This window comes from Bradyrhizobium yuanmingense (assembly GCF_029167105.1).
Taxonomy (GTDB): Bacteria; Pseudomonadota; Alphaproteobacteria; order Rhizobiales; family Xanthobacteraceae; genus Bradyrhizobium; species Bradyrhizobium yuanmingense_A.
Window position 1 is genome coordinate 165,874 of sequence record NZ_JARFML010000013.1, and the last position, 25,691, is coordinate 191,564.

Annotated in this window: 24 protein-coding genes and 1 pseudogene; 4 read left to right on the plus strand and 21 right to left on the minus strand. The window is 62.0% G+C overall.

Features of this window, described 5'->3' with window-relative positions; translation table 11 throughout:
- Positions 1–64: 64 nt before the first annotated feature.
- From P0R31_RS19015 to P0R31_RS19060, 10 genes and pseudogenes are all read right to left on the minus strand, one after another.
- Positions 65–2,326 (minus strand): N,N-dimethylformamidase beta subunit family domain-containing protein, encoded by a 2,262-nt coding sequence (locus tag P0R31_RS19015; RefSeq protein WP_275515483.1) that lies wholly within the window; start codon positions 2,324–2,326, stop codon positions 65–67.
- Positions 2,316–2,666, minus strand: coding sequence for a hypothetical protein (locus tag P0R31_RS19020; RefSeq protein ID WP_128263209.1), 351 nt, complete (start codon positions 2,664–2,666; stop codon positions 2,316–2,318). Before P0R31_RS19020 ends, P0R31_RS19015 begins: the two co-directional genes overlap by 11 nt.
- A gap of 48 nt (positions 2,667–2,714) precedes the next feature.
- On the minus strand, positions 2,715–3,782 hold the full coding sequence (locus P0R31_RS19025; RefSeq protein WP_275515484.1) for an ABC transporter substrate-binding protein: 1,068 nt from the start codon (positions 3,780–3,782) through the stop codon (positions 2,715–2,717).
- Positions 3,783–3,804: 22 nt separating this feature from the next.
- Positions 3,805–4,611: an ABC transporter permease gene (locus P0R31_RS19030; RefSeq protein ID WP_275515579.1), complete on the minus strand. Its 807-nt coding sequence runs from the start codon at positions 4,609–4,611 to the stop codon at positions 3,805–3,807.
- Positions 4,608–5,486: an ABC transporter permease gene (locus P0R31_RS19035; protein WP_275515485.1), complete on the minus strand. Its 879-nt coding sequence runs from the start codon at positions 5,484–5,486 to the stop codon at positions 4,608–4,610. Before P0R31_RS19035 ends, P0R31_RS19030 begins: the two co-directional genes overlap by 4 nt.
- Positions 5,483–6,592: an ABC transporter ATP-binding protein gene (locus P0R31_RS19040; protein ID WP_275515581.1), complete on the minus strand. Its 1,110-nt coding sequence runs from the start codon at positions 6,590–6,592 to the stop codon at positions 5,483–5,485. Before P0R31_RS19040 ends, P0R31_RS19035 begins: the two co-directional genes overlap by 4 nt.
- A gap of 108 nt (positions 6,593–6,700) precedes the next feature.
- Entirely contained in the window at positions 6,701–7,489 is a 789-nt protein-coding gene (locus P0R31_RS19045; protein ID WP_275515486.1) for a shikimate dehydrogenase family protein, read from the minus strand.
- Between the two features lie 13 nt (positions 7,490–7,502).
- Positions 7,503–8,150, minus strand: a complete 648-nt coding sequence (locus P0R31_RS19050; RefSeq protein ID WP_275515487.1) for a class II aldolase/adducin family protein — start codon at positions 8,148–8,150, stop codon at positions 7,503–7,505.
- Positions 8,147–9,433 (minus strand): 3-oxo-tetronate kinase, encoded by a 1,287-nt coding sequence (otnK, locus tag P0R31_RS19055; protein WP_275515489.1) that lies wholly within the window; start codon positions 9,431–9,433, stop codon positions 8,147–8,149. Before otnK ends, P0R31_RS19050 begins: the two co-directional genes overlap by 4 nt.
- Positions 9,434–9,786: 353 nt before the next feature.
- A pseudogene (locus P0R31_RS19060) lies at positions 9,787–9,957 on the minus strand (NADPH-dependent FMN reductase); the annotation flags it as partial.
- Between the two features lie 5 nt (positions 9,958–9,962).
- Between P0R31_RS19060 and P0R31_RS19065 the strand changes: the two are divergent.
- The 4 genes from P0R31_RS19065 to P0R31_RS19080 all read left to right on the plus strand — a co-directional run bounded on the left by P0R31_RS19065 (position 9,963) and on the right by P0R31_RS19080 (position 12,905).
- Positions 9,963–10,112 carry a hypothetical protein gene (locus P0R31_RS19065; RefSeq protein ID WP_275515490.1) on the plus strand — a complete coding sequence of 50 codons (150 nt, stop codon included), beginning with the start codon at positions 9,963–9,965 and terminating at the stop codon, positions 10,110–10,112.
- Between the two features lie 59 nt (positions 10,113–10,171).
- Complete coding sequence (locus P0R31_RS19070; protein WP_275515492.1) at positions 10,172–10,348, plus strand: hypothetical protein; 177 nt, start codon at positions 10,172–10,174, stop codon at positions 10,346–10,348.
- 10 nt (positions 10,349–10,358) lie between these two features.
- A complete protein-coding gene (locus P0R31_RS19075) occupies positions 10,359–10,580 on the plus strand; it encodes a hypothetical protein (RefSeq protein ID WP_275515496.1) in 222 nt (73 codons plus the stop codon).
- A gap of 834 nt (positions 10,581–11,414) precedes the next feature.
- The gene (locus P0R31_RS19080; protein ID WP_275515497.1) at positions 11,415–12,905 is read left to right on the plus strand and encodes an FAD-binding oxidoreductase; all 1,491 of its coding nucleotides are present in this window, start codon (positions 11,415–11,417) and stop codon (positions 12,903–12,905) included.
- 167 nt (positions 12,906–13,072) lie between these two features.
- Here P0R31_RS19080 and P0R31_RS19085 read toward each other — a convergent pair whose 3' ends face one another.
- From P0R31_RS19085 to P0R31_RS19135, 11 genes are all read right to left on the minus strand, one after another.
- Complete coding sequence (locus P0R31_RS19085) at positions 13,073–14,395, minus strand: NAD(P)/FAD-dependent oxidoreductase (protein WP_275515583.1); 1,323 nt, start codon at positions 14,393–14,395, stop codon at positions 13,073–13,075.
- 412 nt (positions 14,396–14,807) lie between these two features.
- Positions 14,808–15,488, minus strand: coding sequence for an aspartate/glutamate racemase family protein (locus tag P0R31_RS19090; RefSeq protein ID WP_271543961.1), 681 nt, complete (start codon positions 15,486–15,488; stop codon positions 14,808–14,810).
- A gap of 62 nt (positions 15,489–15,550) precedes the next feature.
- On the minus strand, positions 15,551–15,916 hold the full coding sequence (locus tag P0R31_RS40875) for a hypothetical protein (protein WP_343299327.1): 366 nt from the start codon (positions 15,914–15,916) through the stop codon (positions 15,551–15,553).
- Positions 15,917–17,380, minus strand: a complete 1,464-nt coding sequence (locus P0R31_RS19100; RefSeq protein ID WP_275515499.1) for an aldehyde dehydrogenase family protein — start codon at positions 17,378–17,380, stop codon at positions 15,917–15,919.
- 22 nt (positions 17,381–17,402) lie between these two features.
- Complete coding sequence (locus P0R31_RS19105; RefSeq protein ID WP_275515500.1) at positions 17,403–18,587, minus strand: alanine racemase; 1,185 nt, start codon at positions 18,585–18,587, stop codon at positions 17,403–17,405.
- A gap of 11 nt (positions 18,588–18,598) precedes the next feature.
- A complete protein-coding gene (locus tag P0R31_RS19110) occupies positions 18,599–19,471 on the minus strand; it encodes a GNAT family N-acetyltransferase (RefSeq protein ID WP_275515501.1) in 873 nt (290 codons plus the stop codon).
- 276 nt (positions 19,472–19,747) lie between these two features.
- On the minus strand, positions 19,748–20,020 hold the full coding sequence (locus tag P0R31_RS19115) for a hypothetical protein (protein WP_275515502.1): 273 nt from the start codon (positions 20,018–20,020) through the stop codon (positions 19,748–19,750).
- A complete protein-coding gene (locus tag P0R31_RS19120; protein WP_128263189.1) occupies positions 19,998–20,876 on the minus strand; it encodes an ABC transporter permease in 879 nt (292 codons plus the stop codon). Before P0R31_RS19120 ends, P0R31_RS19115 begins: the two co-directional genes overlap by 23 nt.
- 31 nt (positions 20,877–20,907) lie before the next feature.
- A complete protein-coding gene (locus P0R31_RS19125; protein ID WP_128263188.1) occupies positions 20,908–21,858 on the minus strand; it encodes an ABC transporter permease in 951 nt (316 codons plus the stop codon).
- Positions 21,859–21,932: 74 nt separating this feature from the next.
- A complete protein-coding gene (locus P0R31_RS19130; protein ID WP_275515503.1) occupies positions 21,933–23,600 on the minus strand; it encodes a peptide ABC transporter substrate-binding protein in 1,668 nt (555 codons plus the stop codon).
- Positions 23,601–23,637: 37 nt separating this feature from the next.
- The gene (locus P0R31_RS19135) at positions 23,638–25,302 is read right to left on the minus strand and encodes an ABC transporter ATP-binding protein (RefSeq protein ID WP_275515504.1); all 1,665 of its coding nucleotides are present in this window, start codon (positions 25,300–25,302) and stop codon (positions 23,638–23,640) included.
- Positions 25,303–25,691 lie beyond the last annotated feature (389 nt).

Here is a 25,691-nt window from a genome sequence, read left to right on the forward strand (position 1 = left end):
CGAAAAGCCATCTCTGGCGGCGAGATGGCGGCTTTGCATGTTGGGCCGAAATCGAGGCCGCAGTCTAGGTTTTGGCAGGCATGACGAACGGCCTCGGATCGAGAAACCGATTCACGACGTTCAACGTGATGGTGCTGATGTTGTTGTCGTAGTTGTTGTGACCCAACGACATGCCGTAGGTGATCGATCCCGTCGCAAAGACGGCGCCGCCATGGGCGGTCTCGAAGAACACCATGTCGGCGCGCACCAGCGCATTCTGCGTGCCGTCGAGTCCATCCACCACGGTGCGAAACTCCTCCGGCGTGGGCAGCGCGCCCGCGCCCAATCCTTCGGATGTCGCGATCCGCAACGCATGCGGCGGCGTTCCGAGTTCGAGATCGTATCGATCGATCTCGCTGCCGACGGCACCATTGTAGCGAAATCCAAAATCACCGAATTTTTCGTGACGGCCTGTGCCCTCGAAGATGAACGCGACACGCGGATCCTCGCTTTCGGCCGTGCGCAGATAGTAGCCGCAGGTATCGTTGATCATGGCGGAGAACCCGACGCCGACCAGCTTCTGCGGCGCAAAGCCCGAATGCCGCCACAGCGACCCCGGCTCCCCGGTGCCGGCTAGATGCACTTCGCCGGGCTCCGATTCCCAGGTGCGCGTCCCGGCCATGCCGCGGCGAACCTCCAGCGCGGCGGGCGCGGCCGGGTGAAAGCCGCAGCGCCAGTAGAATGCATTGCCTCCCATCGAGATTTGCCGCCCGCCGGCGTTCTGATACGCCATGATCGCGTTCATCATGTTGAAGCTGTAATATTCGGGATGGGTCGGCGTCATCATGACCCGGTAAGGAGCGAGCGCCCGCGCTCCTTCCCGGTCAAGCTCGACATCCGTGATCAGATCGTAGGCGATCCCCTTCTCCTCGAGCCAGTCAAGGATATGGGTGTCGTTGATCAAATTGAACCAATAGCCGCGCGGACGCATGTTGAGGATGGGCCGCAGCCAGGAGCTGTAGGCCCGCCCCGAGCCGTCGACATGGCAATCATAGGTCGACTGGCCGATCTCCGGGTTCTCCTGCATGAAGACGTCATCTTGCGGCAACCACAGAACGTGCTCCATCAGAGTCTCGAAGTGAACCTGATAGAGACGCAACGCGCTGTTGGCATAAGCCAGATATGTCGCGATCGAAGCGACCACGACCAGATCCGCCCGCCGGGACGCCTTGCCGGGCGTCACGAAGAAGGTGACGTAGCTTTCGCAGTCCCGGTCTGGATTATCACCTCCCGAGGTCAGCCGGAGCGCGTAGACGCCTGATCGCCAGTGGGCTGGCACATCGAGCGTGCAGGTTGTCTGCCATTCGCAATCGTAGATATCGTCGCTGTGGAAATGAATCGCCGCATACTCCTGCGGCGACAGCCGCCAGTCGTGAACGGATCCAGACCATTGAAAGCCGGTCACGCCCCTGCGGGGCAGTTGGCGGAGGCTGCCGTGCAGGCCGTTCGGTGAAACATCCTTGATCGACAGTGACGAGATGCCGTTTGCGAAATCCCAGAAGGCGACAAGCCCTGCATCGCCTGCTCCCGTCCGCAACCGGCCGTCGAATACCCGCAGCGCCTCTGCGCTCAATGGACACGAAAAGACCCGCGGAGCTTCAATCTTGCCATCGAAGTGCGAGGTATACTGGCGATCGCCATTCGCATGATGGGCCGCGATCAGGAACGGCAGGCCGGAATCGAGCGCGGGCGCTTGCGGCAGGGCAAACGATTTCGAATAGGCAGCGACCGGCCGAACGCCATCTGCCGGAACGATCAGCGATACGGAGACCGATCCCCCCGCAAGGTCAAGCGCGCACGATACGAATGCCCAGACGCGCGGGCGCAGCTTGACGTCGAGGGCAAAACGCGCCGGCGTACCGCTCACCTGGCCCAGCACCAGCACCAGATGCCCCTCCTCGTCGAGTTCGAGCGCGTAGCCGCGCGCCGAGCGCTCGCACCAATTTCCCATCACGGCCTTGGCATTGTCCGCGATCCGCGTCGGATAAACGTAGGTCCCGAAACACCAGTGTCCGCCGGTCGGGACCAGTGCACCATCGTGGTCAATGACGGCGTTGGATCCCGGCCGGATCGGCTGGTCGAGGCAGGCATGCTCACCGTCAATGGGGCTCGTCATCACTTCATATTTGAACCCAGGGCCGTTGCTGTCGACATCGCCGCAGCGCAGCCTGAGCACCTCGACCTTCACGCTCGGCCGCTTGCTGCTGAGCTGGAATCTGACGGCCTCGCCTGCCGGGACGCTGATGCGATCCGGATAACCGAGATATTCGTTGGTCCTATAGATCACCGGAAATCTCCGCAGGCAGCGTCGTTCCCGTCATTTCCTGCCAACGTAGCTTGAAGACATGCCACTCGGCTTCAACAAGAGAGGTGAAGACGCGATCATCGACGAAAGGCATGGGATCGCCGCGACGCTTGGGGATGCGCGACAGCCGCCAAGCCTTGCCAGGTTCGAGCACGATCAGAACAAGCCGTCCTTCCGGCTTGCCCCAGCGCATCCGGGCCAACAGCTTGCGGAGCTCCGGGCTATGCGCTCCGAGCGGACTTGCGCGGAACTCCTTGACGAGATCGAGCCTTCCGGGATCGATCACGTAGCGCAGCGCGCCGGGGTCACTGGTGTGATCCATGCTCGGTCCTCACTTAGAAGCGCAAATGGCGGGAGACGCTAATGCGGCTCAGCGAGTCAGCCAGGCCATCCACCGCTCACGTAGTTCGTTACGGTGCTCGCCGATCCAGGCGAAGTCGGGCTTGACCAGCTTTTCGTAGTTCTCCGGCGAAGTCGCGTAGAGATTGCGCTCCTCCGGCTTCAACAACTCGATGGCCGACTTGCTGGCCGTCGCATAGTTGACAGCGCGCATGAACGGCACATGCGCATCGGAGCTCGCATAGAAGAAGTCGAGATAGGCCATGGCGGCTTTGAGGTCGGGCGCACCCTTGAGAACAGCCATGTAACCGGTGTCGCGAATGGCTTGGTCCCAGGACATGGCAACCGGTATGCCCTCCTTCACCACGGCGAGCGCGCGGCCCGAATAGCTCATGGCCATGACGACCTCGCGGCTGCGCATGATCTGCTGCACCTGGTCGCCGGTCTTCCACCAAACCGCGACATTGGGTCGGATCTCATCCAGCTTCTTGTAGGCACGATTGATGTCCAGCGGGAAAAGCTGCTCCGGCTTGACGCCGTCGGCGAGCAGCGCGGCTACTGGCACCCACCAATCGCTGTCGCCGGTGTCGGGGAGCCCTCGCGGCCCGGGAAACTGCTTGACGTCCCAGAAGTCGGCCCAGGTCTTGGGCGCTTTGTTCTTGAACGTTTCGGTATTGTAGGTGATCAGCATGCCGCCGGTCGTGCGGGCGACGCCGTAGGGCTGACAGGCGTCGGAGACGCCGAACTTCTGAACGTTGGGCAGTTTCGCACAGTCGATCTTCTCGAGCATGTCGGTGCGTCCGACCAGGTCGGGACCTGTTGCCGTGACGATGTCGAACTCCACCTTGCCGGTTCGCTGCATCGCCTTGGCGCGCGCCCACTGATCGGGCACCTCGATTGCGACCGGGACGATTTCGACATTCTTGGCCTTTTGGAAGGGATCGTAGAAATATTTCGCGAGGGTGTTGCCCATCAGGCCACCGGTCGTTGCAATCACCAACTGGTCTTCCAGTTTTTCAGCGGCAGCCGGCAACGCTCCGGAAAGAACCGAAGCAAGCACGACAGCTGCCGAGTTCCACATCCAACCTGTTTTCAGCATCGACGATCTCCTCTCTGGCTTCTCACTGGCTCGCTATCCGGGTAACGCTGCGGGATCGGAGGACCTGGGCCCCCAGCAGAATCAAAATGGACAAGACGATCAGCAGCGTCGCGATCGCGGGAATCACCGGCGTCAGATTCTGCTCGATATCCTCGAACATTCGACGCGGCAGCGTCTTCTGTCGCACACCGGACAGAAAGAACGACACCACCGGCTCGTCGAAGGAGATGATGAAGGCGAACAGCGCACTGCTGACGAGATTCGGCAGGACGAGCGGCAGCGTGACCAGGCGGAAGGCTTGAAAGCGTGTCGCGCCGCAGCTCATGGCGGCCGCCTCCAGATTGGCATCGACCTTTCCCAAGGCGGCGGCCATCGTGAAAACGACGAAGGGCAAGGTGAGCACCGTATGCGCGAGTACGAAGCCCGGAATCGTGCCGGAGAGTCCGATCGTCTGAAAAAACAGATAGAGGCCGACGGCGAGTGCGATATGCGGCACAATGATCGGCCCGATCAGCAGGATCTGGAAAGCGGTGACCAACCGGCTGCGGCCGCGGATCATTGCATAGGTCGCGGCTGTGCCGATGACCGACGCGAAAAGAGCGGTCAGCAAGGCTACCTGCACGCTGAGCCAGGTGGCGGCACGCCATTGCCTGCTGTCAAAATATTCCGAGTACCATTTCAGCGTGAAACCGGACGGCGGAAATGTCAGATAGTCGTTCTGGCTGAACGACATTGGAATGACGATGACCAACGGCACGATGATGAAGGCCAGCACGGCATAGACATAGGCCGCCAGCGCGAGCGATCCGCGGTCGGTCGGCGGCTTCATGAGGCATTCCCCATCAGCCGGTCGAAGCGAAGCGTCTTGCTGAAGATGACCGCAAGCAACGTCACGAATACGGTCAGTACCCCGACCAACGCTGCAGCGAAGGGCCAATCGAGGACCTCACGGATCTGCTTTGAGACGAGCGTCGAGATCATCATCTCCTGCGGCGAACCGAGCAGGGCGGGCGTGATGAAGAAGCCGATCGCCGTGAGGAACACGAGCAGCGAACCGGAAACGACGCCCGGCAGGCTCAAGGGGAGGATGACCTCCAGAAAGGTCCGCAGGCGCGTTGCGCCGAGCACGGCGGCCGCACGCGCATAGTCGCTCGGAATGCTGCGTAGTGCGCCGTAGATCGGCAGGATCATGAACGGCAGAAGCACATGGGTCATGGCGATGACCACGGCGCTCTGGGTATAAAGCAGCTTGAACGGCTGTGACGTCAGACCGAGAGACATCAACGCCGAATTGATCAGCCCGTTGCGCTGGAACAGGAATGACCAGGCGGCGGTGCGCACCAGGACGCTCGACCAGAGCGGCAGGATGACACAGACCGCGACAAGGGCGGCGACCGTTCCCTTTGCCCGGCTCATGTAGTAGGCCACCGGGAAGCCGAGGACCACGGACAAGGCGGTCACCAGCGTTGCGGTCCAGAGCGTGCGCAGCAGGACGCGCATGTGAACCGGGTTTTCGACGACGCGCGCGTAATTCTCCGAGGTCGGATGCGGCTCGAGAATGCTGATCACCAGGAGCTGCAGGATCGGATAGACGAAGACGAAGGCGACGAGGGCGAAAAATGGCAGCAGCAGCAGCAACGTCGACAGGCCACTCAGCCGACGGCCATCGGAACGCCAGAAATGCGATCGCCGCGCCTCCATCATTGCCGCTCTCCCCGGTAGAGCAGCATCGCCTCCGGAGGGATCGCGAAGGACGCAACGTCGCCTGGGGCCAAAGAGCTGAGCTGCGAGGCGCCGGGGATTCGCGCCCGCATCTCGGTGCCGTCAGGCAGACGTCCGATCAGCAGCAGCGCCGCCCCGGCATAGACGATGTCGCTCAACGTCACAGCGATGACTTGCCCGCTGGAGCCGGCGCCGAACTGTAGCCGCTCAGGCCTCACGGCCAGCACCGCGGCCTCGCCGGCTGCAACCGGCTCAACGGCCGCCGTGGCCGGCAGACGCCATGTTTCACCCCATGGGAGAGCCACGGAGATGTCGTCGCCGACGCTTTGGACGGCGACGTCGACGAAATTCATCTCGCCGATGAAGCCAGCAGTAAAGAGATTCGCGGGCCTTTCGTAGAGCTGGCGCGCCGGCCCGATCTGCTGGATCTTGCCGTCCCTCAGGACGGCGATCCGGTCGGCCATGGTTAGCGCCTCGCTTTGGTCGTGGGTGACGAAGATGACGGTGATGCCGAGCTCGGCGTGCAATCGCTTGATCTCGAGCTGCATGTCTTCGCGCAGATTCTTGTCGAGCGCACTGAGCGGCTCATCCATCAGCAGGACGCGCGGCTGATAGACGATGGCACGCGCGAGCGCCACGCGTTGCTGCTGGCCGCCTGAAAGCTCATTCGGGCGACGGTAGCCATAGCCTGCCAGCCGCACGGTCGCGAGCGCGGCTTCGGCGCGCGCGTGACGTTCAGCCGTCCGGAGACCGCGCATCTTCAGGGGAAAGGCAACATTGTCGAGAATCGACATGTGCGGGAACAGCGTGTAATTCTGGAACACCATTCCCAGATTGCGTCTGTTCGAAGGAACATAGGTCAGGTCTTCGGAATCGACGTGAATGGTGCCGCTGGTCGGGAATTCAAATCCTGCGACGCTCATCAGGATCGTGGTCTTTCCGGAGCCGCTTGGTCCGAGCAGGGCGACAAACTCACCGGCAGCAATATCGATATCGACGCCATCGACGGCGGATACGGCACCGAAGCGCTTCTCCAAGCCACTGATGCGGATCGATGCGCCCGACGCCGATTGTCTGGCCGATGCAATATCCACGGAGCCTCGCTTCCTTCTGTCTGCCTCGATGCGGGCGACCCTTGCACCCAATCCAAAGCCGCCGGCACGGCTTCGCTTCGATATAATATTTGATATATCAGGCTATCGCGCGATGAACCCGGCGACAAGGGCCATCTGCGCATCGAGCATCGGCTTTCCGCCGATGACCTTTGCGCCCTGCGCAGCCGCCCTTGCGAGAAGCCGCGTGACGGCAGGATGGACGATGATGTCGCTGACGGTGGCGTCGGGACCGACGCCTTCGATATCCAGCGGAAGCGGGTCGTCCGGTTTCATGCCGAGCGACGTCGTATTGACGATGAGATCGAATGCGCGTGCCTCCGCGCGACCGGCGCTGACCTTCGTCGCGGGATAATGCGCAGCCACGGCGGCCGCAAGCGCGCGAGCTTTCTCCTTATCCCGGTTCATGATCATGAGTTCGCGGGCGCCGGCCTCCGCCAAGCCGAATGCAGTTGCACGTCCCGCGCCACCAGCACCGACCTGGAGCACCTTCCGATCCCGAACCGCGACGTCATGCTGAGCGAGGCTGACGATGAATCCCCTCGCGTCCAGATTGTCGCCAACGAGACTTCCTTCGGCCGTTCGCTTGACGAAGTTGACCGCGCCGATGCGCCGTGCCGCCTCCGTCATGTCATCCAGATGCTCGGTCACGCAGGTCTTGTGCGGGATCGTGACGCCGAAGCCGAAGACGTTGCGCATCAGCCTGATGCTTGCAACGACGTGGCCGAGATCGCCGGGCAGGACGTGGATCGGCGACACCGCCAGGTCGTCGCCGATCGATCCGAAATAGGCATTCATCACCGCACTCGCCCGCACATGATCGATCGGGTCGGCGAGCACGAACATGATCTTGGTCTTGCCGGTGATCTCCATGAAGCTGTCCTTCTCAGGCCGGCAAAGCGGCGCGGCCGTAACTGCCGTAGCGCTCGACCACTCGCGCCATTTCGTCATCGGCTAGGATCGCGGGTTCGCCGGCCTGACAGGCGAGCAGATACTGGCGGGCAAGGGTTTCGAGCTTCACGGTGAGGTCGAACGCCGCCTGCAGCCCTTTGCCCACGGCAATCATCCCGTGGTTCGCGAGCAGACAGGCCTTGCGCTGTTTCAGCGCGGCGACGGAGCCCTCGGCGAGAGCCCTGGTGCCGAATGTTGCGTAAGGTGCGCAAGGCACATCATTTCCACCAAAACTGGCGACCATGTAGTGGAATGCTGGAATCGGCCTTGCGAGGCAGGACAGCGCGACGCAGCAGTCGGCATGGCTGTGCACGACCGCGTTGACATGCGGATAGGCGTTGAGGATCGCCAGATGCATGTGCCATTCACTCGAGGGCAAGCCGTCTCCAACCACCGTTCCATCGCGCTTCAAACGGACGAGATCGTCGATCGTCGTATTGCCGCTATTGCCGCCCGTCGGTGTAATGAGAATGTCTTCTCCGATGCGAGCGCTGACATTTCCGCTGCTGCCGTGATTGAAGCCCTTGGCTTCCAGGCGCGCTACAGTCTCCAGCACGGATTGCCTAAGTTCGCGTTCGTTCAATTCACCGCCTCCGGATTCAACATCGCTTCGAGAGTCGTCGCGAACAGGTCGACAGGGCCCAGCTTGCCGGACTTCAGGCAGAGGGCCACCGGATCCTCGTCTTCGGTCACCGCAGTGCCGATGCCGGGCCCGCCATAGGGACCGACCCGCAAGCGCCGAATCCCGAGCTGTTCGACGATCGAACCAGACGTTTCGCCACCGGCCACGACGAAGCGCCGCACGCCGACACCGCGAAGAGAGACAGCAAGCCGACCAAGAATGGTTTCGGCGAGTTCCGCCGCGCCTTCTCGGCCGTACCGCTGCTGAGCCATTTTAACGGCCTCCGGAGCGCCCGAGGTGGCGAAGCCAACGGGACCGCGGCCCAGCCGCGGCCGCGCCCAGTCGAGCGCATCGCCAACCGTCGCCGCCACATCTTCAGCGTTCAGAAGATTGATGCGAAGCAAGGGATGGCTCTTCTCGAATTCAGCAAGTTGCTCCAACGTCCGCTCAGCGCAACTCCCGGCGAGGACCACGCCGCCGCCGCCAACCGCGCGCAGACTGGGCGGCCTCCTGTCGGCGGCGACGAGCCCGCGCGCCTTCCAGATGTCCGGGTAGTGCTGCACGATCGTCGCGTTGCCCGTCATCAGCTTCCAATCGCAAGTGAGCGTGGCAAGCGTATTGAGATCCCGATCGTAAATCGCATCTGCAATGAAGTAGCGGATACCCCGAGCCGCCGCTTCCGCGATCACGCGTCCGGCCGAGTCCGCGCCGGCGTCGACCTGCGAGTGCGCCAGAAGGCCAACCTTGGCCCGCGTCTGGCGCTGCAGAACCCGCACGAGATCGGGATCGGTCATGGGTGTCAGCGGGTCATTGCGTTTCGGCGAGTCCGAGATCAGCTCGGTCCCGAGAAACAGATGACCGTTATAGACGGTCCTTCGAAGGGCGGGAGAAGCCGGGCAGAAGGCGGTGTATTCGGCGCTGGTCAGCTGCATCAGCAGGTCGGAGACCGGACCGATATTTCCCTGGTCGGTGGAATCGAACGTCGCACAATATTTGAAGAAGATTTGCCTGACGTCCCGCGCGAGCAGCGCCCGTGCCGCCTTCGCGGTCATACCGACGGCTTTGTTCGCGGGGATCACCCGCGTCTTCTGCGCGACCACGATAGCCGGCACATCGCCGCAGCTGCCGACGAGATCGGGGTCGGTGACAAATCCGCATTCGATTCCGGCAGCGATCAGCATGGCGGCCGTTTCCATGCCGCCCGTCAGATCGTCCGCCACCACTCCGAAGATGAGCTTCGTCATGCGTCTCGCAGACCTCAAGCAAATATCCGCGAACTCTGATACATGATATATCAAATATGTGCAATACCGCCCGCCGCTGGAGACATATCCGACGTCGTTTTGATAGCCGTGGCGCGATGTTGTTTTCACATTCCGTATGGTGGGATAATGTAGCCGCCAATCGCGCAGCCAAGCATCCGCGAGAATGCAAGCCAATCCGGCAACTGCACGAGGCCTCGTGCTCCGGCCGGAACCAACATGCCAGCTGCCCAAGTAGCGCGAAGCCCAACGCCTTGATCCAGCCACGTCTTTGGACATGGACCCGAACGGGCTCGGAGTTAGTCGCAAAGATCCTGCATCTCCCTACGTCGCACTCAGTACGGTGGCGCCTTGCGCTGCCGCTGTGCCTTGCCGGCCTCCACCCACCACACCAGATCGTCGGCAAAGCGGAGAAAGGACTGCTCGAGCGCGTTGCCGCCCTCACCGGTCGGCTGGCCGTCAGCCGAGAGGGTCTGACCGATCGGCCCGACGGCGATCGTGCTCGAGCTTCATGCTCTCGACGCCGGGAGTCGTCGTGCCGGAGCTCGGGGCGCCCGCGATCACCGTCGCGCCGGGTCAGTTTCTTTCGAAGGATGTCGGCCTGTTCGCCGCCTCGTTCTGGGTATTCGTCGACTCAATCAAGACTGTGGTTGGCAGGTGAGCAGGCCACTTTCGGAAAACAGCATCAGCACCTCCATGCGACCGAAGGAGAACACGACCATGAAAATGCGATTCATCCTAAGTGCAGCCTATGCTGCCATTGCCGTCGCCATGGCGACACCTGCCGCCGCCCGTGGTATCGGCGAAACGGTTACGCCGCACTTTCAGCAGACGATACCCAACATTCCCGGCAAGTCGCTTTCATCTGGCGTTGTTTACCGGGCAGCGCCAGACTGACCGTTTAGCTATGCGCAACGAGAGCGACGTCGAGGGCCGGCACGCCTTCCGGCAAAGCAGGACTGGTGAACTTGTCGACATCAAAGAGGCGCCACAACTCAGCACACGGCTGAATTCATACCGAAGCGCGCAGACCATCGTGAAGCACTACCGCGCCCGCAATGCGGCTCGTGCCGACTCCGGTATCGACTGGCTTGAATTGCAGGTTCGAAAGGAAGGGATGAAGGGCTGAACGGACACCGGTAGAGTCTCGTCAATCCGGTGGAGGCGTTGTAGCACGCAATCAACCCGACGATTTCCGCCTTCCTAGGCGAGGCGTACGCTCCATCTCTCCCAGCCATCCGCAAACAAGGACCGTCTGAGCTCGATGTGATAATTCCCCGATTATCTGAGACGTCGCACGTTGTGCGACATGCGACCACCAAAAGCGTCGCACAACACTCGGTCTTTTCTTTTGATGGAATGAAAAAAGCCCTTGCGGGCCAACCTCTTAAGGGTGGTGGGCGCACCAGGGCTCGAACCTGGGACCCGCTGATTAAAGAGTTCAAGATACAGACATCGCGTTCTCCCTAATCCATCCGAGAAAATGAGACGCCTCCACGCTGGATCATTCGCTGCGCATTGGCGCCATTGTGGTGGAACCACAACCCAAAAGGCAGTGTCGATTTGTAACGAACCGGATTTCGCCCCCCAACGAGGACTAGCCACGACGTGGACTACCGCTGCTTCGACCTCAAGCGGCTTGCGATGCGCTGTGCGATATCCGCCTTGGGCTTTGACTAGTTTGATGGACAAGGGTGTGGCTGAGAGAGTGTCAGTCAATCCCCGTTGAAGTACGAGCCGTTCTTCATTTCAGCACAGGGCAACCCACGGACTTGGCTACCGGTATCAACCGGGCGAACGGGCGGCGCTCCATTTCGAGCATCAAGCCGCGATCCGTAACGCCATCAATTGCTCCTCTGAAGTCCCAAAGGCCTCATGAAGGGGTTCGACGCGCGGTGCAAGCTGCCGACAATCGTAGCAATTCGGCATTGGCTTCGTCGGAAGCGCCCCCGAACGGCAAGCAATGCCGCACAAACGCGCAAAGATGATTCAGTGCCAATCGGGAGCTGAAACATTGTCCCAGTCAGTACACGTTCGGGCCTTTCGTGACCTTCTGGACAGCGGGGGCGTTGTTGAGAACCCAGAGCGAATCGCCGCCTACACAACGGATCAACGCCAGCTCTTCACGGGATCGACGTTTGCTGTGCTGAAGCCGGCCACGACGCAGCAAGTCGCTGACGTCGTACGGCTGGCGGCGCACTACGGGATCGGAATCGTTCCGCAAGGCGGCAACACCAGCTATTGCGGGAGTGCGACGCCCGACGCGTCCGGAACCCAGATTGTCGTGAGTCTCGAGCGGATGGACAGGATTCGCGAGGTTGATCCCGTCTCCATGAGCATCTCTGTCGATGCCGGCGCCATCCTTAAGAACATACAGGACGCCGCGGCGGCCGCCGGGCTTCTGCTGCCGCTCAGTCTCGGCGCGGAAGGGAGTTGCCGGATAGGCGGCAACATCGGCACCAACGCCGGCGGGCTGTCGGTGGTCAGGTACGGGATGACGCGCGATCTGCTGCTCGGAATCGAGACGGTGCTAGCGGACGGCACGGTGGTCTCCGACATGCGCAAGCTGCGGAAGAACAACACCGGCTACGACGTCAAACAGTGCTTCGTCGGAAGCGAGGGGACGCTCGGCATCGTCACCGGCGCAGTGTTGCGTCTCGCGCCCTTGCCGACCCGCCGCGCGACCGCCTGGCTGAAGCTCGCGAGCGGCGCGCCGCTTGCCGAGCTTCTCGCTCTGGTCCGCCGCGAATCCGCGGATCTGCTGACCGCATTCGAATTCATGGCGGCCCGATCGATCGCACTTGCGACCGATGCAATGACCGATCCGCCCAGCCTTGGGGCCGGCCCAGCAGGCGCTGTCCTCGTCGAGTTCGCCTCTTCCTCACGCCATCTCGATCTCGACGAATTGATGGAAGCCGTGCTGGCCGAGGCGATCGAGGCCGGATGGCTCGACGACGCATTGCTGGCCCAGAGCGGATCGCAGCGGACCGCGATGTGGCGGCTCCGCGAGACCATCCCCGAGGGCGAGAAGCGCCGGAGCGGATCAGTCAAACACGACATCTCGGTACCGCTTTCCTCCATTCGGCGCTTCCTGGATCTGGCCGGCGCGCAGGTGCGATCGTATGACGCCAACCTTGAGCTGTCCGTCTACGGCCATGTCGGCGACGGCAATCTGCACTACAACGTGCTCGTTCCTCCCAATGTCGACCGGCTGGAGTTCACCAAGCGGATCGAAGGCAGCCTGTCGCTGCAACTCTACGACACGGCCGCGGCGCTCGGCGGCACGTTCAGCGCGGAGCACGGCGTCGGGCGGTTCAAGAAGCACCTTCTGGAACGGTACGGCGATCCTGGGCGCATCGCGGCAATGCGCCGGATCAAGACCGCCTTTGATCCGGCTGATATCATGAACTCCGGCGCGGTCGTTCGTCCGCTGGACGAGACGCCCGGCTCATGAACCACCGTCCGGCGAGCTGGCGATACTTTCGTCCAGGCCCAAACGCTGCGCCCTCGGCTAAGCTCCTCGATCATCCAAATCGCTTCTAAAGAAAAATCCACCCCCAAGGAGTGGCTCAAGTTGGGGAGGAAACGCTCCTTCGGAACTGCCGACTTCCGGCTCGATCTTCAGATGGCGGAGATGTCCAGCTTCGAGCCGTCGACCAGACGCGACAGCCGGAACGGTGTAGGATCGACGCAAGGCGTGTCGTTGACGACAAGGTCTGCGGCCAGATAGCCGAGCCCCGGGCCCAGACCGAAACCATGACCCGAGCAGCCCGCCGCGAGGACGAGGCCTTTCACCCCATCCACCTGCGACACCACAGGCACCGCGTCCGGCGTGCAATCGACGAAGCCGCCCCAGGCGCTATCGATCTTGATTTCGCCGAGTTGAGGGAAGGTTTTCCGGACACTCTCCACCACTTGGCTCACCAGCCATTTCAAGGGCGGAGGATCCAGCACGCGATTCCGTTCGAAGATCCGATCATCGTTGGTCAGCAGGGCCGACATTGAATCCGGCCCCGACACGAACGAGTGGCCGACGCCGAGCCTGACGTTCTTCAGGCGACGCAAGAATTGCGGCATGAATTCCCGGCTATACCTGATAGCCTGAGGCGTAATCTCGAGGTTCGCCTTGCCGCTGATCGCAAGCGTATAGCTGCCGTCCAGTCGACGCGTGATGGTGCAGTAGGGTGTGGAGACCGCCTCGCCTATGTTAATTGTCGGGGTAGAACGCAGCGCGGTCTGCCGGATGCTCGCTTGGGGGAAACTGATGCCGAGCGGCCGAAGGAAGCGCGAGGACCAGGCGCCGGCGGCGCACAGCACCGCGCTGGTTCTGATGTAGCCCTTCTCCGTGTGCACGCCAGCAATCTTGCCGTTGGCCAAGTCGAGCGCCCGCGCGGCGCATCCTTGGTGGATTGTGGCGCCCAGAGTTCTGGCCGCTTCGGCGATAGCCGGCGCAGCGAGCGCGGGTTCGGCCTTGCCGTCCCGCTCCGAATAGGTCCCGCCCACCCATTTGTCGCGCGCTTCCGGGACGCGCTCGGCCACCTCCGCCCGGCTCAGCACGCGCGTGTCGACGTCGTACTCCCTGGCGATCTCGCGCCACTTTTCCCAGCCGGCGAGCACAGCCTCGTCGTGGGTCGCATAGACGAGACCGCAGCGACGAAATCCGAGGTCCCGATTAATATCGCGCGTGAGCTCGTCCCACAGCCGCATGGACAGCACGGAGAGCGGCAGTTCGCGCCGGTCGCGGTTCTGCTGGCGGCACCAACCCCAGTTTCGGCTCGATTGTTCACAGGCGACGTGGCCCTTCTCGAGCAGCGCCACAGAGAGGCCGCGCCTTGCCAGGTAGTAGGCGGCCGTAGAGCCGAGAATGCCGCCGCCGACGATGACGACGTCCGCCTCGGCGGGAAGACGCTCATCGCTGTGAATGCGCTCGACGTGGGGCGACATGTCCACCGAACCTCGGCTGCCAGGAATGCGGAAGCAAAGTTCCGATCAACCCTTCATCGCATCGTGCGCGCAACAGAATGTGCTGAAATCATCTAGAACTTCGCAAGATGCTCGGGTTTTTGAGCGCTTGATTGATACGAGCTGCTCAAGCGCTATCGAATCCCAGTTCGGCGCAGGGGGCGGCGCGACTGCTCGCCCGTTGGATCGCACTCGACGGCGTTTAGAAACTCCCGTTTGCGTCGCGATGGTCGGCGACGCGAAATAGCGGCATCGGAACGTCGACGCCAATGTCGTCGCCTTTGATGAGCGCGACGAAGGGGCCTTTGGCATGTCCCAATCAGTCTTGTTACAGGTGCTGCAATCGAAGGTTTTCGAGGATGGCGAACCATTTGCAGCCTCTCCCACCTGGTCCCTATCGCTGCTCTAAACGCCGTTTCACGTTTTCAACCCCAAGCACGGGGCTTGTCAGAACTGGAAGACTGTGGGCCGTGCCCCGCACTGCACGAGCCATCGAGGCCTGCGCAAAAACGACCACATCAACCTTCTGCGACAGCCCTTCGAGAGCTTGACGGATCTGCGCGTCATGGGCTTCGACGTCCCCATCGGCGAGGAGTTGAAACGCTCCCTCAACAAGCACATGGTCGATCGCTATCGCCTTGCCCGCCTCGCATGCCTGGCGCTTCAGCAAATCCACTGTCGGCACCAGCGTTGTGGATAAGGTCGCTAGGACGCCTATGCGGTTTCCAAGCTCTACAGCGGCTTTGGCCATACCTTCATCAATACGGAACAGCGGCACAGGGCAGAGCGCCACAATGGCATCGACTGCCGGTCCGAGAGTCGAGCATGTGACGACAACCGCATCTGCCCCGGCGTCGGCTGCCGACCATACGTAGGTCGCGAGCCTCCGTTTCGTCAAATCGGAGAGCGACCCGCACTCAATGGTGTTTCTCAAGAGGCTCTCGTCGAGGATCGCGAACGGCTTCCAATCGGGCAAATGTTTTTTGGCGAGGCCCTCGAACTCGGAAACGACGCCGGAAACCGTATGGATGAACGCCACCGTTTTGGCGGAACCTCTCGTACTTTGAACTGACATATATAATTTCCATCTAGTCGCTGAGCGCTGAGTTGGCGGAAATGGATGTTTGGACCAGTTGTTCAACCTGTGCAGCGTGAGAACCCGCTTCTGGCGGAGTTCAGCAGATGCTTAGAAGTTTCTTCTTCCTCGCCTCCGCAAACGGCGATCTCCAGGTCTTGGACTGCAATACCTGGCCGTGATTTGCCGGAAGGATTGCAGCATAGCTTTGGGGGGACGTCCGGATACGGTCCCCAGGTCGGAATGCGGTTATAGATCGTGTCGGCGCCTTCGGCGCGGGACAGGATGTTGTTGCGGCGGCAGGCGCGCTCCATTGCGTTGTGAACGACGGCCGGAACGTTCTTCGGGGGTGAAGACGCATCATCAAATAACCGGCCGATCGCAGCGCAGACCAGTTTTGCGCGGTGCCAAGCAGATGTTGCCAGCATTCATCGGTAAAATCCGAGGACGGCCTTCGTCTCGAGATACTCCTCCATGCCCTCGATGCCGTATTCGCGGCCGTTCCCGGAGCGCTTGTAGCCGCCAAAAGGTGCGTTGGGGTCCCAGTCGGGATAATTGAGATGCACTTGGCCCGACTGAATCTGATGGGCGACCGCCCGTACCGTCTCCATATCGGTGCCCTGCACGTGCGCGCCGAGGCCGTAGACAGTGTCATTGGCGATCGCGATCGCCTCGTCCACGGTGTCGTAGGAAATGATCGACAGCACCGGGCCGAATATCTCCTCCTGCGCGATCCTCATGTCGGGACGGACGTTCGAGAAGATGGTCGGCCGCGCATAGAAGCCAATCCGAAGATCGCCGGGCCGCCCGGGCCCGCCGATGACGAGCTTGGCGCCTTCTTCCAGGCCGACACCGATCATGGCCTGGACTCGCTCGAATTGTGGACGGTTCGCAATCGGACCATGAGTCGTTCTTTCCGCAAGGGGATCGCCGACCACCATTTCTGAAGCGGCCGCTGCCGCCAAAGTCTCGACTTCTTCCATGTGCGAGCGAGACACGAGCATACGCGCCGGTGCGCTGCAGGATTGGCCGAGATTGCGGAAGGCGGCGCCGACGCCGAGCGGAACAGCACGGCTGAGATCGGCGTCCGGCAAGATGATATTCGGCGACTTGCCGCCGAGCTCCTGGGCAACGCGCTTGACGGTGGGCGCCGCCGCTTGCGCAACGAGAACGCCGGCCCGCGTCGAGCCGGTGATCGAGATCATGTCGACCTCTGGATGCGACGCCAGAGCGGCGCCAACGATCGGACCTGTCCCATTGACGAGGTTAAAGACGCCGGGCGGACAATCCGCATTGTCCATCAACTCCGCGAATAGCAAAGCGCTCAGCGGCGACAGCTCACTCGGCTTTAACACTACCGTACAGCCTGCTGCGAGCGCCGGACCGACCTTGGCTGTGATTTGATAGAGAGGCCAATTCCATGGCGTTATAAGGCCGCAGACGCCGATTGGCTCGCGCATAATCGCGGTGCTGCCGCGCGCGGCGAGGAAAGGATAATTCGCGAGATTTTCGCGGGCGACGCGGATATGTTCGGCGGCCAACGGCACCTGAGCGCGACGCGCGTAGCTAATCGCAGCTCCCATCTCGCAGGTAAGCGCCTGCGCGAACAGCTCCAGGCGCTCAAGAAGCAAAGCGCGAATCCGGTCGAGCAGCGCCGCTCTCTCAGCGGGCCGTGTCGCGGACCAGCCGGCGAAGGCTCGTCTGGCGGCTGCGACGGCGCAGTCCACGTCATCGTCATCGCCGAGCGCGACGTCAGCAATCGGCTGCTCCGTCGCCGGATTGACCACGGTTGCTGTTGCCGCGACTGATCCGATCGGCTTCCGCCATTCTCCGTCGATGTAAAATTTTCCGAGGAGGCCAGCTTCCGTCAGGTGTCGAAGAGGCGAGGTCATTGGAAGCGATCCTTTCGGCGGCCTACCAGCCGCGCATCCGGGGCCATCGCGCTTCGATCGCCTCGCTGCCGGCGGACACGACGTTGTACAACTCGTGTTGCGAGGCCGTCGCACAGGCGTGATTGGGGAGAATCCTGACCTTCGCGCCGATCGGAAGATCGGGCAAAGCGCCCGACGACCCGGGCCTGATGGCGAGGATGCCGTGCTCCTGGCTCGCTTGCGAAACGATCAGGTCCGGATAGACCTTGCCGGCCACGTCACAGACCAGACCATATCCCTGGTCGACCCGCTGCGCCGCGGTGCCGCGGTCGCGCGAGAGCGCCATCCAGCCCGCATCGACCAAAATCCAACCCTTCTCAGACTTGGTGCCGATCACGGTAGCGAGCACCGAGATGGCGATGTCCTCCGTCGTACAGACACCAACACCGTGCATGACCAAGTCGAAGAACATGTAGACGCCCGCCCGCATTTCTGTGACGCCGGTCAGGTCTTCGGCGAAATGCGCTGTCGGCGTCGAGCCGACGCTCACAATTGGGCATTGGTGCCCGGCTGCCCGCAAGGCCTCCGCGGCGGCAACCGCCACCGCTCTCTCATTCTCCGCGGCCGTGACGAGAGCCTCGGGCGTGAAGAGGCTGTAGGATTCGCCGGCATGGGTAAGAACGCCGGCAAGCTTGACGCCGGCCTCGCCTAGCGCGACCGCGACAGCAATGAGCTTTGGATTGTTCGCGGTCAACCCGCCGCGGTGACCATCGCAGTCGATCTCGATGAACGCGGTCGGTGTCACACCAGCGGCACGACCGGCGGCGCCGAGCATTCTTGCCTGCTCCGGCGAATCGAGCAGTACTTTAAGGTCAACGCCTGCTTTGCGCAGACGCATCGCTCTTTCAGCTGTGTGGGGCGCCAGACCCACCGCATAAGTCATGTCGCGAAAACCGTGCCGCGCGAAGTAATCGGCTTCGGCCAGGGTAGAGACAGTAATCGGCCCCGATCCGGACGGATAGGCGCGCCGGGCCACATCAATCGATTTCGCGGTTTTCATGTGAGGACGCAGCACGACGCCCCGCTCGGCCATGCGGGAGGACAGGCGGGTGAGATTGCGATCGAGCCGATGCTCGTCGAGCAGGAGTGCCGGCGTTGCCAATGTGCCGATCGTTGCGGCCGCCTCGCCGTTCTGGTGATCCGCCCCGCTCGTCTCCTCGCGTCGCACGTCGATGTCTCCTAGCCGAACGACTGATTGGGAATCGCAAACACGCGCGCCGGCCCGCGCGATAGCGCCGGCGTGCCCAGGATCATGGTGGTGGCATCGCCGACCTGCTCCAGGCCGATGCCTTCAAGCCAATCCCCGAGTTGCGATGTGGCAGAGGTGTCGATGCGGACAAAAACACTGCCGAGCCGCGCGAGCGCAGCCTCGATCAGCGCCTGCGCATCGGTCGCGGTTTCGGCGACGACAGGACCGATGACATGCCCGCGGCCGAACAGCCGGGAAATGGCGTAGCCGCGGGCCGTGCCGTCGCGCTGCAGGACATAGCCATCACCGCTTTTGAGCAGCTTTTCGAGCATGTGTCGTCTCTCCAAGCCCGTAGCGTCGCGATCGAGTCGCATGATCGCCTCGAAATCCGAGGCAGCCATCGGCCTGACGAGCCCCGGCGGCGGCTCATGGCGTCCTCTGGGAAGTCCCTGATGCTGGTGGATGACCCCGACGGGGACGAAACCGCGCCGCTGGTAAAGCGCCTGGCCTTCGGCGGTCGAATTCAGCGCAATGCTTCGTGGACGCGCGGACGTCAACAACGCATCCATGAGCCGGGCCCCATAGCCACGGCCCTGAGCAGTCTTCGCGACGATGATCATACCAGCGGAAGCACGGGTCTCGCCATACGGCCACCATGCCGCGGTCCCGATCACCGTCCCAGCGCGCTCCAGAACAAAGCCTTGGCCCAGCTGTAGCGCGACATCCCAATCTTCGAGCCGATAGGGCCAGGACATTTCCTGCGAGAGCTTCAGGGCGCCTTCCAGATGCGACTTGGCGAACGGAACCAGCACCGCGGCTCGATCGTCGCGATCTCCGGCCTTGTAGGCTGCGGGCTTCATCATTGGTCGACGTTTCTCTTGCTCGCGGTACTTGTCGCCAGGACCTGATTGACGGTGAGGGCCACCTGATCCTCGCATCGTCCGCACTGTACGTTGCACCAGACAGCATTACACAATTGGACTGGAGCAAAGTTCGGCATAGAATTTCATTGTTCGTGGCTCGAGGCGGCCAATCTGCGGTCAGCGGCGGGCGCGCCAAGACGCCGTTCGAAGGCGGGCCGTCAGAGCTGCCGCGGCGCGGAGTTCGAAAGTCGGCGTCATACTTACCCCCAATCGTCGCTAGGGCGCCATTTCGGCGATCATCATGGGGATTTCTCCACGTAGCATACGCAACATGCGCTCGAAGTGACCCGGATCGTGTGGCTTTAAGAGCGTAGCTTTGCGGGGCAGATATAAGTCCCAAAGGCGCGACAGCAAAAACCGAAACGCCGCAGCGCGCTGCATCGCCGGAAGTAGCAAGCGTTCCGAGGGAGTTAGTTTGCTTTTCTCATATCCTGCCGTGCTCAAGCCGCGGCTTGGCGCGAGCTGATCAGATGTGGTCGTTTCGAACATCGAGGGCATCGCGCAAGCCATCGCCGATGAAGTTAAAGCTCGTCACTGCGATCGTAATCGCGGCGCCGGGAATGATGGCGAGCCATGGAGCGCTCGCCAGATATTGCTGGGCGCCGTTGAGCATGTTGCCCCAGCTCGGCAGCGGCGGCTGAATCCCATAACCTAGAAAGCTGATATAGGCTTCGAGAAGGATCGCGCGGGCAACCGTCAAACTGGCGGCGACGATGATCGGGCCCATGGCGTTGGGCAAGATCTCCCTAAACATGATATGCGTTCCGCTCAAGCCGAGCATTCGACTGGCCTGGACAAACTCGCGTTCGCGTAGCGAGCGAACCTCGGTCTCGACGATGCGGGCAACTTCCATCCATTTCGTGAGCGCAATGATAACCGTGATCATGAGGGGGCTCGGCCGCAAAGCTGCAGCCAGGGCCAGCACGAGAAAGATCGACGGAAAGGACAGGAACCCATCGACCGTCCGCATCAGGACTGCGCTGATCCAGCCGCCGCGATATCCTGCGACCACGCCGACCAGTGCTCCGATCACGATCGATATCAGCATCGCCGAAAATCCCACCAGCAGCGAGATCCGTCCTGCCATCAGCAGTCGAGCCGCCAGGTCACGTCCGAGCGGATCGGTGCCAAGATAATGATTTCCGGTCATCGGAGGAGCGAAGCGTGCGCGCAAGTCAATGTTGAGAGAGTCATATGGCAGCAGATACGGGCCCACGACGCATGCCAGCGTCAGCAGCGTGATCATTGCCAGACCCAGCAGCGCCAGGCGATGGTTCATGAAGCGGTATGCCGCGCGGCTGTGCCACCATCGGCTTGGCGCTGTGCTTACGGCGAGAGCGGTCATAACGGTCGGCTCCTTGCAGGGCGTTGCGGATTCAAGCCAGACGTATGCGCGGGTCGACAATAGCGACGACGATGTCGGCAATCAGGTTTCCGAGAATGACCAGGACGGCGGAGAACATCAGCAGCCCCATCACGACCGGGTAGTCGCTGTAGTTGAGGCTGTCCAGAAACAGGCGTCCCATTCCCGGCCAGGTAAAGACGGTCTCGGTCACCAATGCGCCGGTCAGAATGCTGGGCAACTGCACTCCGGCCAGCGTGATCATCGGCAGGAGCGCGTTACCGACGACATGCTTCATCAAGACCCGGCGCTCGCTCACGCCTTTGGCGCGCGCCGTCTTCACGAAATCCTGGCTGATGGCGTCGAGCGTTGCCGTCCGCATGTAGCGGCTCCAGACCGCCACATGGACCAGCGACAGCACGATGCTCGGCAGGATGAGGTGATGCAGATAGTTCAGCGCCGAGCCGTCGCCGATCGTGTACATGTTGCCCGCAGGCAACCAGCCCAGCCGCAGCGAGAAGATGTAGATCCCGACGAGCCCGAACCAGAAGGTAGGAATCGACAGTGCGACCATGGCTCCGGCGGTCGCCAGATAATCGAACAGGGAATAACGGTGCGTGGCGCCACGAATGCCGATCCAGGTGCCGACCGCTATCGCGATCATCGTCGATGTGCCCATGAGAAGGAGCGTGGCAAAGACGTGCCGGCCGATGACCGTCAGCACCGGCGTGCCGCCGCGGAAGGAATGGCCCCAATCACCCTGAACGAGGCGCCACGCCCAATCGAGATACTGGATCCACAGCGGCCGGTTGAGCCCGAGCTGCTCCTTGATGCGGGCGATATCCGCCTGTGTCATCCCTGGATCGAGCCCCTGTTGCGACAGGGGGCCGCCCGGGCTGATGCTCAGGATGACGAAGCCGATCATCGAAACGATCACCAGCAGCACGAGGCTCTGCGAAAGACGGCTGAGCAGGAATGCGCGCATTTGGCCCTCAGTAACGTGATAGTGCCATTGGATGGCCGCCGGCCTTCCCGAAAGTTGAGCGGCGGCCGCCGTGCTCAAGCCGTCCGATACCAGCTCGCGGCATTCCACGATTCTGTGCGGGTGTTGGGGTTCGGTATCACGCCTCGAATCGCGCTCTTGCACCCATGGACGGACGTGCTCTGGTACAGCGGCATGAAGGGCAGGTCGCGACGGACCAGTTCCTGGACCTTGTGGTAGATCGCACGCCGCTCATCGGGATCGAAGGAGCGGGCGCCCTTATCGAGAAGGGCATCGACTTCCGGATTAGCATACTGAGCGGTGTTCGAGCCACGACCGCCTTTCGCAGCAATTGCCCGCGAATGAAATCGATTCGTCACGTCCGGATCGGCGCCGATCAGATAGGTGATGCCCGCGAACATCGTATCGAATTGCGACTTGACCCAGAAATCGCCGAAGATCACCGCTGAGGGCAAGTTCGATATCGTCATCTCGATGCCGATCTCGGCCAGTGACTGCTTGAGGAATTGCTGAACCTGCTCGCGCAGATGGTCGCCTGATGTCGCCGAATTCGCGAAGGACAGACGCACCCCATCCTTGGCGCGGATACCGTCGCGCCCCGGTAGCCAGCCCGCCTTATCCAGGATCTCTCGCGCCTGCTTCAGGCTGAACTCCTGAACCGGCAAGTTCGGATTATGATAGAACGATTGCCGCGGCATGAAGGTTTCCGTGGCGTTCGGCACACCATAATAGAGCCCTTCGAGGATCGCTTTCCTGTCGATGGCGGCATAGATCGCCTGGCGGACCGCAAGCTCTTTGAACTGCGGCCGCTCGAGGTTGAAATAGATCGTCTCGACCGAGGACCTCGGCACCAGCGTCACCACACGGTCCGGCAGCTTGCGGGCCTCCTGGTAATTGTCAGGCGTGATGTAAGCCTGACCGACGAGGTCGATGTCGCCACTCTTGAATTGAGTGTAGAGGACTGTGAGATCAGGGATGTACTTGAAGACCAGTTGATTGATGTAGGGACCTTCGCCGAAATAGTCGGGATTGGCGACAAGCTCCAGATGGTCGCCTGCTACGCGTTTGCCCCATTTGAAAGCACCGGTGCCGACCGGAGCTTGATTGAAGGCGGCTGTGTTCGGGTCCGCCTCCTTCTCCAGGATATGCTTGGGGACGATGAAGGTTTCGGTCAGGAACGACAGGTAGGGCGCGAAGGCCTCTTCCATGCGCCAAGTGATCTCCTGTGGCGATACCACCGTGATGTCGCGGACGAGGGAATGACCCGCGGTGCGCCAACTGCGGAATTTTGGGTTGGTGATGAGCTCGAGGGTGAATTTGACATCCTCGGCCGTGAAGGGAGCGCCGTCGTGCCAGCGAACGTTGTCGCGCAGGCGGACTCGCCATTTAAGGCCGTCCTCCGAGATACCGCCGTTCTTCTGGCTCGGGACCTCCGCGGCGAGATTCGGCTGGATGACGCCCTTGGGATCGACGCGGAACAGGGCATCGAAGACGGAGAAATGAACGCCATCGTCGACCTCGATCTTCACCATCAGGGGATTGAAGATTGTGGGCTCCTGGGAAAGCCCGACGATGATGCGGCCAGTCGGCTTTTCCCGACGAGTCTGGCCGTAAGCCGGCTTGCCGAGCAGGTTGGGCGCGAGCAGGCTGGCTGCCCCGCCGATGGCCATTACGCGCAGCGCGTCGCGTCGTGAGTAGCTCGAATTTCCAGAGCGTTTTGTCATCGTATCTCCCTCCAGATGGCGCTGTCCGCCGTGGCTCTCATGAATTTGCCGCCAAGGCCCGTGCGCCGCCCTGCTGCTCCCCGGGAATCGCTGCGACCAGTTCGCGCGTGTAGGCCGACTGCGGGCGCAGAAAAATCTGCGACGGCGGCCCGCTCTCGACGACCCGGCCCTTGTGCATGACCGCGATCTCATCACAGATTTGGCTGGCGACACGCAGGTCGTGGGTGATGAAGATCATCGAGACGCCGGTCTCGCGCTGGATCTGGTCCAGCAGCTTGAGTATCTGCGCCTGGATCGACACGTCGAGCGCGGAGACCGCCTCGTCGGCAATCAGGAGCTTCGGCTTGAACATCAGCGCGCGGGCGATGCCTATGCGCTGACGTTGCCCGCCGGAGAACTCGTGCGGGTAGCGGCCGAAAGCTCCGGCATCGAGACCGACACGCGACAGCAGCGACCGTGCCTCGTCGCACGCCTTCGCGTAAGGCATTCCATGCGCGGCCGGACCTACGGTCAGGATCTGTCCAACCGTCGAGCGCGGATTGAGCGAGGCGAAGGGATCCTGGAAGATCATCTGGATCTGCGGCCGTAGCGGACGGAATTCGGCCTCCGAGAGCTTGGCGACGTCGCGACCTTCGAACAGGATCCGGCCGTCGTCGCTGTCGAGCAGCTTGATCAACAGCCGGCCCAGCGAGGACTTGCCCGAGCCGCTTTCGCCGACGACCCCCAACGTGTGTCCGGGCGCCAGATCGAACGATACCTGGTTCACCGCCGGCACGATCCGCTGTTTTCCGAACAGCGCGCTGCCACTGCGGTAGGTCTTCACCAGCCCCTCGACCTTGAGGATCGGCTCGTTGGCCGGAGCTTCCACAAGAGCACGGTCTTCGCCCGTCAAGTGCGGGACTGCTGCGATGAGGCGCCTTGTGTAGGGATGACTGGGCGACTGCAGAACCTGGACAGCGCCGCCCTGTTCAACGATGTGCCCCTTCTCCATGACCAAAACGCTGTCGGCGATTTCGGCCACGACGCCGAAGTCATGGGTGATGAACATGACGCTCATCCCCTTGCGGCGCTGAATGTCGCGGATCAGCTTGAGGATTTGCGCCTGGGTCGTGACGTCGAGAGCCGTCGTCGGCTCGTCCGCGATCAGGATGGCGGGCTCAAGCGCAAGAGCCATGGCGATCATCACCCGCTGCCGCTGCCCGCCCGAAAGCCGGAAGGGATATTGGTGATACATGAGCTTCGGATCAGCCAGACCCACTTCAATCAGCAAGTCTATGGCCCGGCTGCGACGCGAGGCCGGCGTGCCGACGTCGTGCGCTGCCATCACTTCCTCGATCTGCGCGCCCACGGTCATCAGCGGGTTGAGTGCCGAGAGAGGATCTTGAAAGATCATCGAGACGACGCGGCCGCGCAGGCTACGGAGCTTCTCGGGCGAGAGGCCCACGATGTTCATTCCGTCCAGCTGAATCGCACCCGAAGGGATCCGGATCGCCTTCGGGAGAAGGCCCATGATCGCATTGGCGGTGACCGACTTGCCCGATCCGGATTCCCCGATGATACAGAGAATCTGTCCGCGCTTCAGATCGAAGGAGATGTTCTCGACGGCGTTGGCCCTCTCCATTCCTTCCGGCAAACTTACGGTCAGCTCGCGCACCGACAGCGCGACATCGGCGGGACTTGCCACCTGGATGCCAGAGAACATGCGAGCATCCTCCTCTTTCAAGCCAGTGCCGTCATCTTCGTGCGGCCGGCGCCTTCGGCTCCTTGCGCCTCCACGCTCCTTGGACAGGTCAATAATTCGCCGCTCAACTTGCCATTCCTTCATTGGAGGCTGCGACATGATTCAGGTCTCTTCGCGCAAGAAGCAAGAGCTGTTGCTCGGAGCGCAGTGCCGACCTGATCGGCCACCTCGATCGAAGCGAACCTCAGACGGCATCCGCGTCATGGCTTGATCGCTTCCGCGAAGGCCTGCTCCTGGACACGGCTCATGAAAGTTGCCTCTATGGACTTTGGCCGATCGATCAGTTGGTTCTGTCGATCTTGACGATTTCAATCACCGCGGAGTCGCCGAAAGCCGGCATCCGGGCAGCA